General features: G+C 41.6%; 13 protein-coding genes and 1 pseudogene. 7 read left to right on the top strand and 7 right to left on the bottom strand.

Annotated features, from left to right (window positions below; genetic code table 11):
* Positions 1–90: 90 nt before the first annotated feature.
* The 4 genes from N7E81_RS00390 to N7E81_RS00405 form a co-directional block, all read right to left on the bottom strand.
* On the bottom strand, positions 91–816 hold the full coding sequence (locus tag N7E81_RS00390; protein ID WP_263051299.1) for an RluA family pseudouridine synthase: 726 nt from the start codon (positions 814–816) through the stop codon (positions 91–93).
* 50 nt (positions 817–866) lie between these two features.
* Positions 867–1,907, bottom strand: a complete 1,041-nt coding sequence (locus N7E81_RS00395; protein ID WP_263051300.1) for a sensor histidine kinase — start codon at positions 1,905–1,907, stop codon at positions 867–869.
* 9 nt (positions 1,908–1,916) lie between these two features.
* A complete protein-coding gene (locus tag N7E81_RS00400; RefSeq protein ID WP_263051301.1) occupies positions 1,917–2,600 on the bottom strand; it encodes a response regulator transcription factor in 684 nt (227 codons plus the stop codon).
* A gap of 143 nt (positions 2,601–2,743) precedes the next feature.
* Entirely contained in the window at positions 2,744–3,772 is a 1,029-nt protein-coding gene (locus tag N7E81_RS00405) for an aminopeptidase (RefSeq protein ID WP_263051302.1), read from the bottom strand.
* A gap of 244 nt (positions 3,773–4,016) precedes the next feature.
* Between N7E81_RS00405 and recA the strand changes: the two genes are divergently transcribed.
* On the top strand, positions 4,017–5,042 hold the full coding sequence (gene recA / locus N7E81_RS00410; RefSeq protein WP_263051303.1) for a recombinase RecA: 1,026 nt from the start codon (positions 4,017–4,019) through the stop codon (positions 5,040–5,042).
* A 181-nt stretch (positions 5,043–5,223) separates the two neighbouring features.
* The gene (locus N7E81_RS00415; RefSeq protein WP_263051304.1) at positions 5,224–7,842 is read left to right on the top strand and encodes a valine--tRNA ligase; all 2,619 of its coding nucleotides are present in this window, start codon (positions 5,224–5,226) and stop codon (positions 7,840–7,842) included.
* 25 nt (positions 7,843–7,867) lie between these two features.
* Here the strand turns inward: N7E81_RS00415 and N7E81_RS00420 are convergent, their stop codons facing one another.
* Genes N7E81_RS00420 through porX form a run of 3 tightly spaced genes read right to left on the bottom strand, consistent with a single transcriptional unit; the run spans position 7,868 to position 11,076 of the window.
* Positions 7,868–9,094 carry an alanine dehydrogenase gene (locus N7E81_RS00420; protein ID WP_263051305.1) on the bottom strand — a complete coding sequence of 409 codons (1,227 nt, stop codon included), beginning with the start codon at positions 9,092–9,094 and terminating at the stop codon, positions 7,868–7,870.
* The gene (tsaE, locus tag N7E81_RS00425; RefSeq protein WP_263051306.1) at positions 9,087–9,509 is read right to left on the bottom strand and encodes a tRNA (adenosine(37)-N6)-threonylcarbamoyltransferase complex ATPase subunit type 1 TsaE; all 423 of its coding nucleotides are present in this window, start codon (positions 9,507–9,509) and stop codon (positions 9,087–9,089) included. The genes N7E81_RS00420 and tsaE overlap by 8 nt, the downstream gene beginning before the upstream one ends.
* Positions 9,510–9,516: 7 nt before the next feature.
* The gene (gene porX, locus N7E81_RS00430; RefSeq protein WP_263051307.1) at positions 9,517–11,076 is read right to left on the bottom strand and encodes a T9SS response regulator signal transducer PorX; all 1,560 of its coding nucleotides are present in this window, start codon (positions 11,074–11,076) and stop codon (positions 9,517–9,519) included.
* Between the two features lie 94 nt (positions 11,077–11,170).
* Here porX and N7E81_RS00435 point away from each other — a divergent pair, with 94 nt between their 5' ends.
* From N7E81_RS00435 to N7E81_RS00455, 5 genes and pseudogenes are all read left to right on the top strand, one after another.
* Positions 11,171–12,400 (top strand): HD domain-containing protein, encoded by a 1,230-nt coding sequence (locus N7E81_RS00435; protein WP_263051308.1) that lies wholly within the window; start codon positions 11,171–11,173, stop codon positions 12,398–12,400.
* Between the two features lie 193 nt (positions 12,401–12,593).
* Positions 12,594–13,061: pseudogene (gene fabZ / locus N7E81_RS00440) on the top strand (3-hydroxyacyl-ACP dehydratase FabZ); the annotation flags it as partial.
* Between the two features lie 155 nt (positions 13,062–13,216).
* Positions 13,217–13,684: a hypothetical protein gene (locus tag N7E81_RS00445; protein ID WP_263051309.1), complete on the top strand. Its 468-nt coding sequence runs from the start codon at positions 13,217–13,219 to the stop codon at positions 13,682–13,684.
* 108 nt (positions 13,685–13,792) lie between these two features.
* Positions 13,793–14,746, top strand: a complete 954-nt coding sequence (locus N7E81_RS00450; protein ID WP_263051310.1) for an aldo/keto reductase — start codon at positions 13,793–13,795, stop codon at positions 14,744–14,746.
* Between the two features lie 178 nt (positions 14,747–14,924).
* Positions 14,925–16,046: a glycoside hydrolase family 18 protein gene (locus tag N7E81_RS00455; protein WP_263051311.1), complete on the top strand. Its 1,122-nt coding sequence runs from the start codon at positions 14,925–14,927 to the stop codon at positions 16,044–16,046.
* The last annotated feature ends 93 nt before the right edge of the window (positions 16,047–16,139 follow it).

Genomic DNA, 16,139 nt, shown 5'->3' on the forward strand with positions numbered 1-16,139 from the left:
TATGAAACTTTATTACCAATATTTGAAGTCTCAAGGTGTTTGGCGACATTTCACAAAATGCATCTTATAGTAGATTATTTTTCGTTTTTCTTAATACTTATTGAACTTATTAAGTTTTTTCATAATTACTTCCATATCCTTTGGATAATCACACGATTTCGAAATAATATTTTTATTAACGTTTGTTAGTTTTATGCTATACGAATGAAGCGCTACTCGATCAAAAAGCGGTCGTTCTTCAAATTCCTCCTTCCTTTTAAACCCTTTTTTCATGCTTGACAGAAAAATAGGCTCTCCACCGTACAAACGATCACCACATATCGGAAAATTGAGATATGATAGATGCACGCGAATTTGATGGGTGCGACCTGTCAGTAGTTTGGCCTCTATCAGGGTATAGTCCTTGAAAAACTCTTTGGCTCTGAATATTGTAACGGCCTCTTTACCGTTTCGCTTGTCGCAAATCACTCGCCCCGAACCTGATGTCCGCAATGGCACATCTACTTGAATGACTTCATTCATGAATCTGCCTTTGACTAAAGCATGATATACTTTTTCTACTGTTCTTTCTTGAAACTGCATGGCTGCTGACTTGTAAGCCTCTTCATTTTTGGAGAGAAGTAAGGCCCCACTGGTCTCTTTATCTAGCCTGTGACAAACCTGATACTCACTATTGATTGCCCGAAATAGGCTCAGCACATTATCCCCATCGTTTCGATCTTCCAATGTAGATAAAAGTGAGGGTTTATTGATGATCGTATAATTTTCGTCGTCATAGACGATCATGTCATCTGCTTTCCATGCATTCTTCTTCATAATGCAAGGTACTGATGAATTTAAAAAAAGAAGGAATGAAGGTTAGAAATCTATTGTGACTGGTATCGCTCTAGCTCAAAGCTAAAAGAAGATCCTTCTCCGATATGACTCACGACTTTGACCTCGCTCATATGTGCTTCTACAATGTGCTTGACAATGGAAAGTCCTAACCCAGTACCTCCCTGTGCTTTTGACCTACTTTTATCCACGCGATAAAACCGTTCGAAGATGCGATTTAAGTGTTCGGCTGGGATCCCTATTCCACTATCCTTTACGGTAATATCCAATTTCTTACCCGTAGGCTCTAGTGTCACTACTACTTGCCCGTTTTCATCTGAGTACTTGATCGCATTGGAAACCAAATTAACAAACACCTGATGTATGCGCTGATTGTCTGCCAAGACCAATATTTTATCTTGCCCTCCACTTTCTAGTTTTAGCGTGATTCCTTTTTTTGCTGCCCTTTCTTCTAATTGATCAAATATTTCGTCTACCACCTCACAAATATTGGTAGGCTCCATGTGCATCGTAATATCTCCTGCCTCCATGTGAGATACGGTGAGTAGGTCTTGCACCAAGGCGTCCAGTCCATCTAGGTTCTTGGCTGCCTTTTTCAAGAATTTCATTCGAATAGACTTATCATCTATTGCTCCATCTAATAGTGTATGTACAAACCCCTGTGCTGCAAATATGGGCGTTTTCAACTCATGAGAGACATCTGCAAGAAACTGACGTCGAAACTTCGCCATCTGCTTGAGCTCCTCAATTTCGGATTGCTTGACATGGGCATAAGAATAGATTTCCTGTTGAATTTGATTGAGCGAACTATGACCATAGGTTCGTTTGGGCTTGATTGTGGCCAAATCGTTATTTCTGATTTTACCAAACATGTCATAGATGTTTCTCAACTCTTTAAAAAACAAAAATTCCAATACTACATTGATTAAAATATAGCCCGTACCGAAGCAAATAATGGGCACCAGCCACAAGACAAATGAGGGTAAATCCGGCACCAACAATAAACTGCCTGTAATGATCACTGCAATACTTGCAGCTAATACAAGTGCCAGTCCTTTAGAATTTAGCAACATTCAAGAAGATTAGTCGAGCTCAAATTTGTATCCCACGCCTTTGATAGTTGAAATATAGCCATCACCTATTTTTTCACGTACCTTTCTAATATGCACATCAACCGTCCTGGCTAATACAAATACATCTGTACCCCAAATATTGATCAAGAGGTCATCTCTACTAAACACCTTACCTGGATGCTGCGCCAAAAAGAACAATAATTCGAATTCCTTTTTCGGTAAGGTCAAATCACGATCCTTTTGTGTAACGACATAGCTCTGCCTATCTATCACCAAATCTCCTGCTACAATTTTCTCATCGACATCCACATCCTTTTTAGAACGCCTAAAAATGGCATTGATGCGACTCAACAGGGCTCGTGGTTTAATCGGCTTGGTGAGGTAATCATCCGCCCCACTATCGAAAGCTGCGATTTCTGAATATTCTTCTACTCGAGCTGTCAAAAACAACACGAAGGTATTCGAAAGTGACTTTACTTCACGCAGTTGCCTACAGGTCTCTACCCCGTCCTGACCAGGCATCATAATATCCAACAGAATCAAATCAGGTATAAATGTCTGAGCGATTTCCACGCCTTTTATCCCATTATCCGCCACTTGTACTTGATATCCTTCTTTCTCTAGATTGTATTTCAAGAGATCCAAAATATCTATTTCATCATCTACTACTAGGATTTTTTTATTCCCTGACATATTATTAGAAAGTGATTAACTTATAAATGTGAAGTTTAGATTAATAATTTCTTCCTGCAAATTTCCAAATATTAATTACTTAACACGGCTATCTGGCAAGACATAACAATTATTTAATACACGGGAAATATAATCAAAGCTCCTCAATTTTGCATTTTATAATAAGTGACAAAAGCAGCCAAATCGCCTTTAAAACTAGTCTCTAACTGCTTTTTGAAATTCTCTTTCTTCGAATCGTACCGTTCAAAAGCCATAAAAAAGGCGTTATTTGGCAAGACATCCTCAAATAGACCTTGGTATCGAACATTATCAAAAAACGGAATCGTATCCAAACGTGCCACCCAATTAGACAGGTAAACTTGTTTAGCTTGAGACTTTTCTTCTATTGACATCATATCATCAAACGAGGCATACAAGTGAGTCAATTCCGACACTCCATTCAAGCAATGACCAACAAAAAGCTGTGCATCATGCGCTGCTTCCACGTAGACCTGATACGCTTCACGATCCTTTCCGTACCGATCCACCAAAAAAAGCCTTGCTCCCTCCTCACCAATGAAAGACGCTAAATTTTCATTGAAAGTCAGAGAGTCTTTCAAGAAAATATTGGCATGGGTAATTTCATGGATAAACAATTCGGCTACACTCCCCTCGCTTCTTTTCAAATTCTTTGACAAGATAGGATCTGAAAACCAACCTAAAGTAGACCAAGCATTGACTGAGCGAATTCTTGTATCTAACCCTTTTGCTTCCAGCGCTTGCTGCTCTGACTGGGCACTAGCCAAATCAAAAAAACCTTTGTAAGACACGCTTCCCACAATAGGGAAACGCCACTCCACAGACCGAAGCTCATAAGGTTCACAAGCAGACAAGTTCCACAAAATATCCTTTCCTTGCTGGTCGTATAGTTTAGTATATAGCCCTGCCGACTCCAACCCCAATCGCTGCTCGGCAAATGCCTTGACCTCATCAACCAATAGAATTTTACCTTTGATCTCAGGGTCTACAGATTCATCTTCCAAGACCTCCACAATATCTCTCGCCTGCCATAATATCTCTACCTGCCCCCTACCCTGCATTATTAGATAAGCCAACAGTTCTCTCTCTACCCAAACCCAAAACACTATCAAACCAACAATGGCAATAACCCCCTTTTTGAACGCTCGTCTCATAATTCTCTATCTATTCGATAAAATCAAAAATACGTTCCTCATTCGCATAAGGGTACAATTACTGCGTTAATTTTACTCAGAAAGTATATTACTAATTTTTTTAGCAAAAACTACTAAACATCTCAACAACTCTTCTATATTTGCTAAAATTATTATACTCAATGTAACGGCAGGATTATATCAATAATCACAATTTTAAAATAACTTGCCCATCATTTAATAGAACCTGAAAAACCATCTCCTTATGAGCGACAATGCTGAAAAACTAAAAGCACTCCAGCTAACCATAGATAAACTAGAAAAATCATATGGCAAGGGTGCTGTGATGAAATTATCAGACGAAAGTGTGATCGACATCCCATCCATCCCTACAGGATCTGTAAGTCTTGATATCGCACTCGGTGTAGGCGGTATACCAAGAGGTCGAATTGTAGAAATCTACGGACCTGAGTCTTCTGGTAAAACCACACTTACCCTACACTGTATCGCTGAAGCGCAAAAACAAGGTGGCATGGCTGCATTTATCGATGCCGAACACGCTTTCGACAAAGGATATGCCGAAAAACTTGGTATCGACACAGAAAACCTACTCATCTCACAGCCAGACAATGGGGAGCAAGCCTTAGAGATTGCTGAGCATTTGATACGCTCAGGCGCCATAGACATTATTGTGATTGACTCCGTAGCAGCACTAGTACCTAAAGCTGAGCTCGAAGGAGAAATGGGCGATAGCAAAATGGGGCTCCAAGCGAGACTCATGAGTCAGGCATTAAGAAAATTAACAGGAGCCATCAACAAGACTGGCTGTACCTGTATATTCATCAACCAGCTTCGTGAAAAAATCGGTGTCATGTTTGGCAATCCAGAGACCACTACTGGTGGTAATGCGTTGAAATTCTACGCCTCTGTAAGGCTTGACATTAGAAGAATCGGACAGATCAAAGAAAGTGCGGACAATATTCTAGGCAACAGGACTCGTGTCAAAGTAGTAAAAAACAAAGTAGCCCCTCCATTCAAAGTAGTTGAATTCGACATCATGTATGGAGAAGGTATCTCCAAAGTAGGCGAGATCATTGACCTCGGCGTGGAGCTCGGCACCATCAACAAAGCAGGCTCTTGGTTCTCATACAAGGGAAATAAATTAGGTCAAGGTCGTGATTCGGTAAAAACCCTACTCCTAGACAACCCAGAGCTAATGGACGAAATGGAGCTAGGCATTCGCAACAAGATCAATGGTGTAGAAGAAGAGGAAGTCCCAGCAAAAGCATAATACAAAATTTATAAAGCGACCGAGAGGCCGTTTCAAATGACTAGTTCAACCAAGGACTTACCATTTGAAACGGTCTCTTTTTATTTGTCCCCTAAATTAAGACCTGATATTAGCACTTAAAAAAAGTGACCATGCGACGTTTTTTTATAATTTTGCCGTTCAATTTTTTTAATGACGAGCAATGTCCATTTCTACAAAATACAACCCAGCAGAAGTTGAAGGAAAAATCTACCAAGAATGGCTAGATAAAGGCTTTTTTCACTCAGAACCCAACCCTGACAAAGAGCCTTACACCATCCTAATCCCACCACCCAACGTAACTGGCGTGTTACACATGGGTCACATGCTCAACAACACCATTCAAGATGTACTGATACGAAAAGCTAGAATGGAAGGCAAAGAAGCCTGCTGGATCCCTGGCACAGACCATGCCTCTATAGCTACAGAAGCCAAAGTAGTAGGCATGCTACGAGAACAGGGAATCAAAAAATCTGATCTGACTAGAGAAGAATTTTTATCCCACGCTTGGGAATGGAAAGAAAAATATGGCGGTATCATCCTAAATCAACTACAAAGACTGGGAGCTTCTTGTGATTGGGACCGTACATTTTTCACGATGGACGAAAAAAACTCAGATGCCGTAGAAGAAGTATTTATCAGCTACTTCAAAAAAGGATTTATCTATAGAGATTATAAAATGGTGAACTGGGACCCTACTGCCCAAACCACAATATCCAACGAAGAGGTCATCTACCGCGATGTAGACGCGGCTCTTTATCACGTACAGTATGCCATCGAAGGAACTGACGAATTTGTAACAATTGCTACTACTCGTCCAGAAACCATCCTAGGCGACACTGCAATCTGCATCAACCCCAACGACGAACGATACACACACCTCAAAGGCAAAAAAGCCATTGTACCATTAGTCAATCGTGTAATCCCGATTATCGAAGACGAATATGTAGATATTGAATTCGGGACGGGATGCTTGAAAGTAACCCCTGCACACGACACCAATGACTACGATTTAGGTCAAAAACACAGCTTGGAAACCATCGACATTCTAAATGATGACGGTACACTCAATGAAAAAGCACAATTCTACATTGGGGAAACCCGAGAAAGTGCTCGCAAACAAATCACTAAAGAACTGAAGGCCTTGGGCTGTTTGGTGAAGACCGAAAACCTAAGACACAAGATCGGATTTTCAGAAAGAAATCCCGATACCGCCATAGAGCCTAAGCTCTCTTTGCAATGGTTTGTAGACATGCAAAAACTCGTTACTCCTGCTTTGGAGAACGTAATGAACGACAACATCGAGTTTTTTCCTGAAAAATTCAAAAACACCTACAAACATTGGCTCGAAAATATCAAAGACTGGCCAATCTCTAGACAACTCTGGTGGGGACAGCAGATTCCTGCCTACTACTATGGCAAAGACGGTGTAGCAGTAGGTCGCACACCTGAGCAAGCGCTAGAAATGGCTAAAAAAGATACGGGCAATGATCAAATGACATTAGCCGACTTGAAGCGCGACGAAGATGTGGTAGATACTTGGTTTAGTAGTGCACTGCTTCCAATCTCTGTCTTTGATGGATTTAGAAATCCTGACAACGAAGAATACAAATACTACTACCCTACTCAAGTGCTCGTAACTGGCTGGGACATTATCTTTTTCTGGGTAGCACGTATGATCATCTCAGGCTATGAGTTTGGTAAAGACAAACCATTTGAAAAGGTATATTTCACAGGAATGGTTCGCGATTTGCAAAGAAGAAAAATGTCCAAATCGCTAGGCAACTCTCCTGATGCTTTGGGACTTTTGGATCAGTATGGTGCAGATGGCGTACGTGTGGGCATGCTACTCAGCTCTGCTGCTGGCAACGACCTTTTGTTTGATGAAAAGCTTTGCGAACAAGGCAGAAACTTCTCCAACAAAATCTGGAATGCCTTTAGGCTAATCAAGTCTTGGGAGGTGAAAGACATCCCACAAAGTCCTACCGCTATAGTGGCAGCCCATTGGTTCGAAAATCGATTCAACGAAGCCCTAGAAGAAATCAACGATCTTTTTTCTAAATTCAGGCTTTCAGAAGCCCTAATGGCTACCTACAAACTGGTTTGGGACGACTTCTGCTCTTGGTATTTAGAGATGATCAAACCAGACTATCAGCAGCCGATTGATCAGGCTACTGTAGATCAAGCCAATGAATTTATAGAGCAACTCATGCGCGTATTGCATCCTTTCATGCCGTTTATCACAGAAGAGATCTGGAAAAACATCAAGGACAGAAGCAAGGATGATTATCTAATCGTAGCAGAATGGCCAACAGTAAAGGCTTTTGATAAAGCAGATTTGGCACATACTGCCGAGGTATTTGAGATTATTTCCAATATCAGAAATGTAAGGAACTCGGCTGGTATCTCTCCAAAAATCGCTTTGCAGTTGTTTATCAAATCTGGCGACAAAAATCCTTACAACAATCATGCAGTAGTGATTCAGAAATTGGCCAATGTAGACACCATTGAGACAACGAACGACAAGATTGAAAATGCAACAAGCTTCATCATCAACAGAAACGAGTTTTTCGTCCCGTTAGGCGAGCATGCCAATGCAGAAGACCAGAAAGAAGAAGCTGCTCAGGAAATCAAAAGACTGAAAGGCTTCATCATGGGCATCGACAAGAAACTCAGCAATGAGAAGTTTGTAAACAATGCTCCAGCTAAAGTAATCGAGATGGAAAGGAAGAAAAAGGCTGACGCTGAAGCTAAAATAGCCATACTAGAAGCACAGCTCTAAAAAGACAAAACAATACTCATGGCGGTTAAAAACGAGCCGCCATGAGTAGATTCAAATCTTTAAATCGAAGCTTGAATTTTTGCGACAAGTGATAGTTGGTCATGTACCCCTTGTAGGTATACACTCCTTTCATAAACCATTTATTTTCAAATATCATCTGATCCACTCCTCCACTATGCGCGATATTATTTAAAATAGGCGTGAAAATATTGCTAAGCACTTTAGTGGACGTACGCGGCACTTTCGAGGCAATATTGGGCACGCAATAATGTCGCACACCAAATTTTTCAAAGACAGGATTTTTTAGATTGGTAGGTCTTGAGGTCTCAAAACAGCCGCCCTCATCTATACTCACATCCATCACCACCGCACTGCTTTTCATGGCTTTCACCATGTCCTCACTTACTATTTTCTTGAGTACGCCTTTGTCGGCACGTACAGCACCAATCACTACATCGGCTTCCATGAGTGCTTTTTTGAGTGCTACCTGATCTATAGTGGAGGTAAATACAGGAGACGAAAGGATCTGCTTCAGCCTATGCAGCTTGTACAAATGACGATCAAACACCTTTACCGTTGCCCCTAACCCGAGAGACGTTCTGGCCGCATATTCGGCGACTGTGCCTGCTCCCAAAATCACCACATTGGTAGGAGGCACCCCAGTGATACCGCCCAAAATCACACCTATACCACCTTGTGTAGCAGTCAGATACTCAGCAGCAGTAGGTATCACCACTGCTCCCACGATCTCACTCATGGCACGTACGATAGGTAGCCCTCCTATTTGATCCTCAATAAATTCATACCCTATAGCAGTCGCTTTTTTGTCGTTGAGCATGGACAGACGCTGACCCAGGTCCTTATCGGCATGGATAGTAGAAATGATAGTCTTTCCCATGCTCATCATTTCAATCTCCTCTTTGGTAGGAAATTCTACTTTCAGAATCAAATCACTTTTAAACACCTCATTGGCACTGGTAGTGATATTTGCACCAGCATCGGTATATTCTTTGTCGAAGAAATTGGCGGTATCGCCAGTACCAGCCTCCATCAATACCCGGTGTCCTTGACTGGTCAGTGCACCTACGGCTTTGGGAGTGAGAGGCACTCTATTTTCGTATTTGGAATTTTCTTTAGGAATACCAATATTCAAAGATTGATTGGTGGAGCGAATAGCCGCCAACTTCTCTTGAGGATATAACTTAGACTCTTCTACCAGCGCGGATACGCTTCCCATCAAATGCTTATTCATGCTTGCTTAGGCTCACTATTCGATTCCTTTCTGCATCTAAGTTAATACTAATTTTTAGGTTTTTACTCGGTATGAGCGTGGGGATCTTCTCCGACCATTCGATAAAACAGGGGCGACCTGAATAGAAATACTCATCCGCGCCTATATCTACCGCTTCGACTTCACTTTCTATCCGATAAAAATCAAAATGATAAAAATCTTCCCCTTGTGCATCTGCATACACATTGACCAAAGCAAAAGTGGGAGAACTGGTCTCGTCTACTATGCCTAATTGTTTGCAAATAGCTTTGATCAAAGTGGTCTTGCCAGCCCCCATTTCTCCATCGAAAAGCCAAATGGTTTCGTTGCCAGCATATCGTATTATTTCTTGAGCCACCGCATCGATGTCACCCAAGTCTGCTAATGGTATTTGCACTGTTTTGTTAACTCTTTGGTGTCAAATGTATCAAAGGCACAATCATTTCTTCCATGGAGATACCTCCGTGCTGAAAGGTGTCTTTGTAATAATTGACAAAATGATTGTAATTATTTGGATAGACAAAGAAATCATCTTTCATTCCAAAAATATAGGAGCTTGATACATTTTCTTTTGGCAAATGTAGCTCCTCTGGATTTCTGCAAATAAACACACCACTGGTATCGTCTACATTGAGGTTTTTACCCACTTTGTAGCGAAGGTTTGTGTTTGTTTTTTTATCCCCTACGATCTTATAAGGTTTCTTCACCCGAATAGTACCATGATCCGTAGTGATCACCACTTTCACATCTTTTTGCGAAAGAATCTGAAGTAATTCTAATAGGGTAGAATGCTTGAACCAAGACAAGGTAAGCGAGCGATACGCCGACTCATCTGGTGCCAACTCTCGGATCATTTTGATATCCGTTCGTGCATGTGAGAGTACATCTATAAAGTTGTAAACAATCGCATTCAAATCATTGTTGAGCATATTATTCACATTGGCTACCAACTGCCTGCCCTGCTGCTTTTGCAGAATCTTGTGGTACGAAAAGCTAATATCATGATTGTTACGCTTCAAATTCCTACTCAAAAACTCTTCTTCCTGCATATTTTTGCCCTCTTCTCCATCTTCACTTATCCAGATGTCGCTATGCTTTTTAGCCATTTCGTCTGGCAGCATGCCGCTAAAAATAGAATTCCGAGAATAAGCGGTAGTTGTAGGCAAAGTTGCATAAAAAGGCACTTCCTTTTCCACGTTATAATATTCCGAAATGATCGGCTCCAATATCTCCCATTGATCGTATCTAAGGTTGTCAATCAAAAAGAAAAATACAGGCTTCTTTTCCTCTAACAGAGGAAAAACCTGCTCTCTCATGATCCGGTGTGATAACAACGGCTTCTCTGTGTTCGGGTCATTGAGCCAGCTGGCATAGTTAGAGGTGATAAATTGACAAAATTCTGAGTTGGCCTCGTCTTTTTGCATAGTAAGCACTTCGGCCATGGCACGCTCCTCGGTATCGTCTATTTCGAGTTCCCAATACACCATCTTCTTATATACATCTATCCATTCCTGAAAATCGAGATTTTCATTCACAGCCATACTGATGTTTCGAAAGTCCTGCTGGTAATTCATATTGGTCTTTTCCGTGACCAACCTTTTATTGTCCAGTATTTTCTTGACCGAAAGCAAAATTTGATTAGGGTTCAATGGCTTGATTAAGTAATCTGCGATTTTGGCTCCGATCGCCTCCTCCATGATTTGCTCTTCTTCACTTTTGGTAATCATCACCACTGGCACATTCGGATGGCTGGTTTTGATTTCTGCCAAGGTCTCCAACCCCGTCAGGCCAGGCATGTTCTCGTCGAGAAAGATCACATCGAAGACATTGCGACTCATTTCGTCCAAAGCATCAGAGCCACTATTGACAGGTGTCACGTTATAGCCTTTGTTATTCAAAAAAAGGATATGAGGTTTTAAAAGATCAATCTCATCATCAGCCCATAATATTTCATAATTTCGCATATTGTATATTTCTTTGAATAATTCGAATGTCTATTTGAAAGAAGTTTCAAAATAAGGGAAACCCTGCGCAACTACCTACTAATCGTATCTCAATTTGACGACTAACAGAAACAAAATCATCAACGATCCGGTCTATGGATTTATCACCATACCCAACGATCTGATTTTTGAAATCATCGAGCATCCCTACTTCCAACGCCTACGGCAGATCAAACAGCTCGGACTCACGGGACTCATTTACCCTGGTGCATTGCATACACGTTTTCATCACGCTATAGGTTCAATGTATTTGATGCAGCAAGCGTTGTATAGCTTGCGATCAAAAAGAGTAGAAATTTCCGATCAAGAATTTGAAGCTTGCCTGATTGCCATATTGCTACACGATATCGGACATGGGCCATTCTCTCATACACTAGAGTTTAACCTGCTCAACAACGTCACACACGAGAAAATTTCCGTACTGTTTTTTGAAAGGCTCAACCAGGAATTTAACGGTGCGCTGGACATGGCACTGCAAATATTCACCAACCAATACCACCGCAAGTTTTTTCACCAGCTCGTCTCTAGCCAGCTGGACATCGATCGGTTGGATTATCTAAAACGCGACAGTTATTTCACTGGCGTCTCAGAGGGACACATCGGCTCTGAACGTATCATCAACATGCTCAACGTAAAAGATGACGAAATAGTAGTCGAAGAAAAAGGAATCTATAGCATCGAAAACTTCCTGAGTGCCCGAAGGCTCATGTACTGGCAAGTGTATCTGCACAAAACCGCCGTAAGTGCAGAAGAAATGCTCATCAACCTGATCAAACGCGCCAAATACCTCACACAGCAAGGTCTACATATAGAAGCCACTCCTCCGTTGAAGATATTGCTTGAACGCAACATCGGGATAAAACATTTCAAAGAAGACCCAGAAGTACTAAACACCTTTGCGCTACTAGACGATAGTGACATTTGGGGATCTATGAAATTTTGGCGAACGCATGAAGACAAAGTATTGTCTGGTCTAAGCACCAAACTCATCGAGCGTAAGATTTTTAAAATCATCCTGGCCAGCGAAAAGCCATTAGAGGAATGGGTAGATACATTGAAAGACAAAGTTCAACATAGATTTCAACTTTCAAACGAGGAACTAGCTTTTTACACCAGCGCTGGTCAGATCAGCAACTCTGCCTACATATCCAGCGGACAAAAAATCAAAATACTCACAAAAAAAGGACTCGCACTAGACATCGTAAAAGCCACGGATTTACCAAACATTAAAGCCATGAGCAAGATTGTGACCAAGCACTTTTTCTGTTGGCCAGAGATGGATTGATCCCTACTGAAAAACTAACCTTACACTAAGCAGAAGACAACCTCTCGAATAGACAATCACTATTCGGCAAGCCAGCGGACTTCGAAATTTAGCCTGCACCTTCAATTCTTGTAGAAAATTCTACTAAATTGCCGACTTCAAATCAAATCAAATAATTGTTAATAATATTAGAATGGAAAAATCCGAATCAGTAGTTCCGGCATATGATCCAACGATGCCAGCGGCTTTTGACATCAATCAAATCACTAAAATATTACCTCATCGCTACCCTTTTCTTTTGATCGACAAGATCTTCTACAAAGACGACACCACGGTAGCAGGTATCAAAAACGTAACCTTCAACGAGCCCTTCTTTCAAGGACACTTTCCTGACAATCCCGTCATGCCAGGTGTATTACAGATAGAAGCGATGGCACAGATCGGTGGTATACTGGTACTCACTTCAGTACCAGACCCTGAAAACTACTGGGCATACTTCTTAGGTGTTGAAAAATTCAAATTCAGAAAAATGGTACTACCAGGCGACACACTAGAGATTCAGTGCGAGCTTCTAGCACCAATCAGAAGAGGTATTGCCAAAATGAAAGGAACTGCTAAAGTAGCAGGCAAAGTGGTCTGCCAAGGTGAAATGACTGCCACTATAGTAAGAAAAGACGCCTAAAACATCGTAAACCTAGATTTTTATTAAAAAAAGGAACTACTCATTCCAATTTTAAATTTTAATAGAATTTATAGAACGGTTATTTAGGTATAATATCTAAAAAGATATATTTTTGACAGATTAGGATTTTATAAATTTTAAAAAACACAACAACAATGAAACATTTTTCAAACATTTTAAAGTACTCACTGTTCCTATCACTCGTAGTAGCCATAGTGAGCTGTGGAGGTAGCGATGATGATCCAGCGCCAAGCCCAGACGAGCTTATAGCAATTGCTGAAGCTTTAACAAAAGGTGAAGCATCTTTCAAATCAGTATCAGAGCCTACAGATGCAACTGAGTTAGACTGGTCTAATTTGGTAGTAAAGTTCAATGGTGGCGTTGATGGTGGTACTTATACTACTACCGGATCTGCTAATGCGAACGTATGGCCAGCTAGTGGTACATGGACTTTCAAGGATGACACTGGTAAAACGCTTGTAAGAGATGGCTCAACAGACGTGACTGTAGCGGTGTCTGCTACTGAGTTGAATACTACATTTACGGTAGTACAGCCAGAAACTGCACGTACTAAAGTAGTTGGAGGTGAGTGGTCTTTCGCATTATCATTCCCTGCGGAATAATAGATTATAAAAATTCATACAAAACCTCTTGGGCTAGCTCAAGAGGTTTTTTTGTGTCTAGCCATTTTTTGGCCTTTTAAAAACTCGTAGCTTTAAAAAAAGAAAAACATGAAAACATACTCATTAAGCAACGGCGACCAGATGCCAGCTCTAGGCCTAGGCACTTGGAAATCCGAAACAGGCGAAGTATACAAAGCCATCCGTACCGCCATCTCCGTAGGCTATCGTCACTTTGACTGTGCCTATTTTTATCAAAACGAAGTGGAAATAGGCAGTGCCTTTAACGACGCCATCACAGCTGGAGATGTAAAACGCGAAGAACTCTGGATCACATCCAAACTCTGGAACACCCACCACAAACAAACTGATGTAAAAGAATGTCTGGACATTACGCTACAATCGCTACAATTAGACTACCTAGACCTGTACCTCATCCACTGGCCAGTGGCACACAAAAAAGAGGTCGCCTTTCCCCAAGACAGCAGTGGCCTGGTTAGTCTAAAAGACATCCCGCTCAGCGAAACATGGAAAGGCATGGAAGACGTGTTGGATGCAGGCCTAACTAAACACATCGGAGTAGCTAATTTTAGCATTAAAAAAATCAGTACCCTCAACGAAACAGCGAAGCACAAGATAGAAGTGAATCAAATAGAATTGCACCCGCTTTTGCAACAACAAGCACTGTTAGACTACTGCTCCAAGGAAAATATCATTCTGACCGCCTACTCTCCACTTGGCTCTAGAGACCGTGCAGCTCAACTAAAAGCGGCCAACGAACCCGATATGTTTGAGCTCCCAATCATCAAAGCACTCGCCGATAAACATAACTGTTCGCCAGCACAAATTCTGATCGCTTGGGCCATCAATCGTGATACAGTGGTGATACCCAAGTCTACCAACGAAGCCAGAATGAAACAAAATCTAGAAGCAGCAAAGCTACAACTGCCTGCCGAAGACATGCAGCAGATCAGCACGCTAGACAAGCATTATAGATATGTGACTGGTGCCTTTTTCGCACAACCAGGTTCAGACTACACCGTAGCCAACCTCTGGGACGAATAACTAATACTCGCGAACAGGACTTGTATAGCCTTGTTCGCGAGTATTACATTCCTGTGCGCTCAGAGACCTAAACCCTCCATTCAGCGAATAGCTTTTAAGTCTCCCCATATATAATTTACCTTTCGAAGGTAAAGGCATGATAAATCCCCTATTCATCTTTTTTAAAAAAAAATTATATATGAATACCTCAAAACACTTAACAATCCTCTTAGCCCTGTTTTGGGCAGCTTGTAGTCCCAAAGAAACCACTACTCAAGAAAGCAGTACTGCTGCATCCGACGAATCGCTCGACATCATCGCATACTATAGCGGCAATGGGGCCGATATATCCAAGTACCCCATTGAAAAACTAGATCAGATCATCTACAGCTTCCTACATTTGAAAGGCAATAAGCTTGCGATCGATAACGTCGAAGATAGTGTATTTCTCCTCCAAATCACTGCACTCAAAAAGCAATACCCAGACTTGAAAGTACTAGTCTCCCTTGGTGGCTGGGGTGGCTGCGAGACCTGCTCTCCCGTCTTTGAAACCGAAGAAAACCGTCAAGCTTTTGCAGTATCAGTAGTAGATATTCTCAAGACCTATGATGCTGACGGCATAGATCTAGACTGGGAGTATCCTGGGATAGAAGGCTTTCCTGGTCATGCCTACAAGCCAGAAGACAAGCAGAACTTTACGGCACTAGTCCGAGCAATCCGTACTGCCATGGGCAACGACTACGAATTAAGTTTTGCAGCTGGAGGGTTTAAAAAATTCCTAACAGAGTCCGTAGAATGGGACAAGGTAATGCCGCTACTTGATCGCGTCAACCTGATGTCATACGACTTGATCAACGGATACAGCACAGAGACTGGCCATCATACCGCGCTGTATGCTAATCCTAATCAGGAAGTATCCACAGATTTTGCAGTGCAGTATTTAGACGCCATCGGCGTGCCGCTCAGCAAAGTGGTCATTGGTGCCGCATTTTACGCTCGCATCTGGGAAAATGTACCAGCAGAAAATAAGGGACTGTATCAATCTGGCACTTTCCTCAAGGGCATTGGCTACCTTGATCTTGACAGCACACTTTCTGCTGACAACGGATTCGAAATATACTGGGACTCTACTACCCATGCTCCGTATGCATACAGCGAAACATTAAGACAGTTTGTGACCTACGACAACTCTCAATCGCTAGCGGCCAAGGTGCAATATGCCAAGAATAAAAAACTTGGTGGAATCATGTTTTGGGAATTGATGAACGATAAAAAAGAAGATGGACTGTTGGACGCTTTATACAAAGCCACTAACAAATAAATTATCACAACAGACAACAGCTGTGTCAAAGGATCAAAAACAGCCTCTAACAGCACCTTATTAGGCTTTTGATACCACTGTTTTCTACTTTAC

It is taken from the genome of Reichenbachiella carrageenanivorans (genome assembly GCF_025639805.1).
GTDB classification, from domain to species: Bacteria; Bacteroidota; Bacteroidia; order Cytophagales; family Cyclobacteriaceae; genus Reichenbachiella; species Reichenbachiella carrageenanivorans.

Coding starts and splice junctions, on each gene's coding strand:
- N7E81_RS00395 (WP_263051300.1), bottom strand. CDS start 1,907: ATGTTGCTAAATTCTAAAGGACTGGCACTTGTATTAGCTGCAAGTATT.
- N7E81_RS00445 (WP_263051309.1), top strand. CDS start 13,217: ATGAAACATTTTTCAAACATTTTAAAGTACTCACTGTTCCTATCACTC.
- N7E81_RS00390 (WP_263051299.1), bottom strand. CDS start 816: ATGAAGAAGAATGCATGGAAAGCAGATGACATGATCGTCTATGACGAC.
- N7E81_RS00420 (WP_263051305.1), bottom strand. CDS start 9,094: ATGAATAAGCATTTGATGGGAAGCGTATCCGCGCTGGTAGAAGAGTCT.
- N7E81_RS00450 (WP_263051310.1), top strand. CDS start 13,793: ATGAAAACATACTCATTAAGCAACGGCGACCAGATGCCAGCTCTAGGC.
- N7E81_RS00455 (WP_263051311.1), top strand. CDS start 14,925: ATGAATACCTCAAAACACTTAACAATCCTCTTAGCCCTGTTTTGGGCA.
- porX (WP_263051307.1), bottom strand. CDS start 11,076: ATGCGAAATTATGAAATATTATGGGCTGATGATGAGATTGATCTTTTA.
- N7E81_RS00405 (WP_263051302.1), bottom strand. CDS start 3,772: ATGAGACGAGCGTTCAAAAAGGGGGTTATTGCCATTGTTGGTTTGATA.
- recA (WP_263051303.1), top strand. CDS start 4,017: ATGAGCGACAATGCTGAAAAACTAAAAGCACTCCAGCTAACCATAGAT.
- N7E81_RS00400 (WP_263051301.1), bottom strand. CDS start 2,600: ATGTCAGGGAATAAAAAAATCCTAGTAGTAGATGATGAAATAGATATT.
- N7E81_RS00415 (WP_263051304.1), top strand. CDS start 5,224: ATGTCCATTTCTACAAAATACAACCCAGCAGAAGTTGAAGGAAAAATC.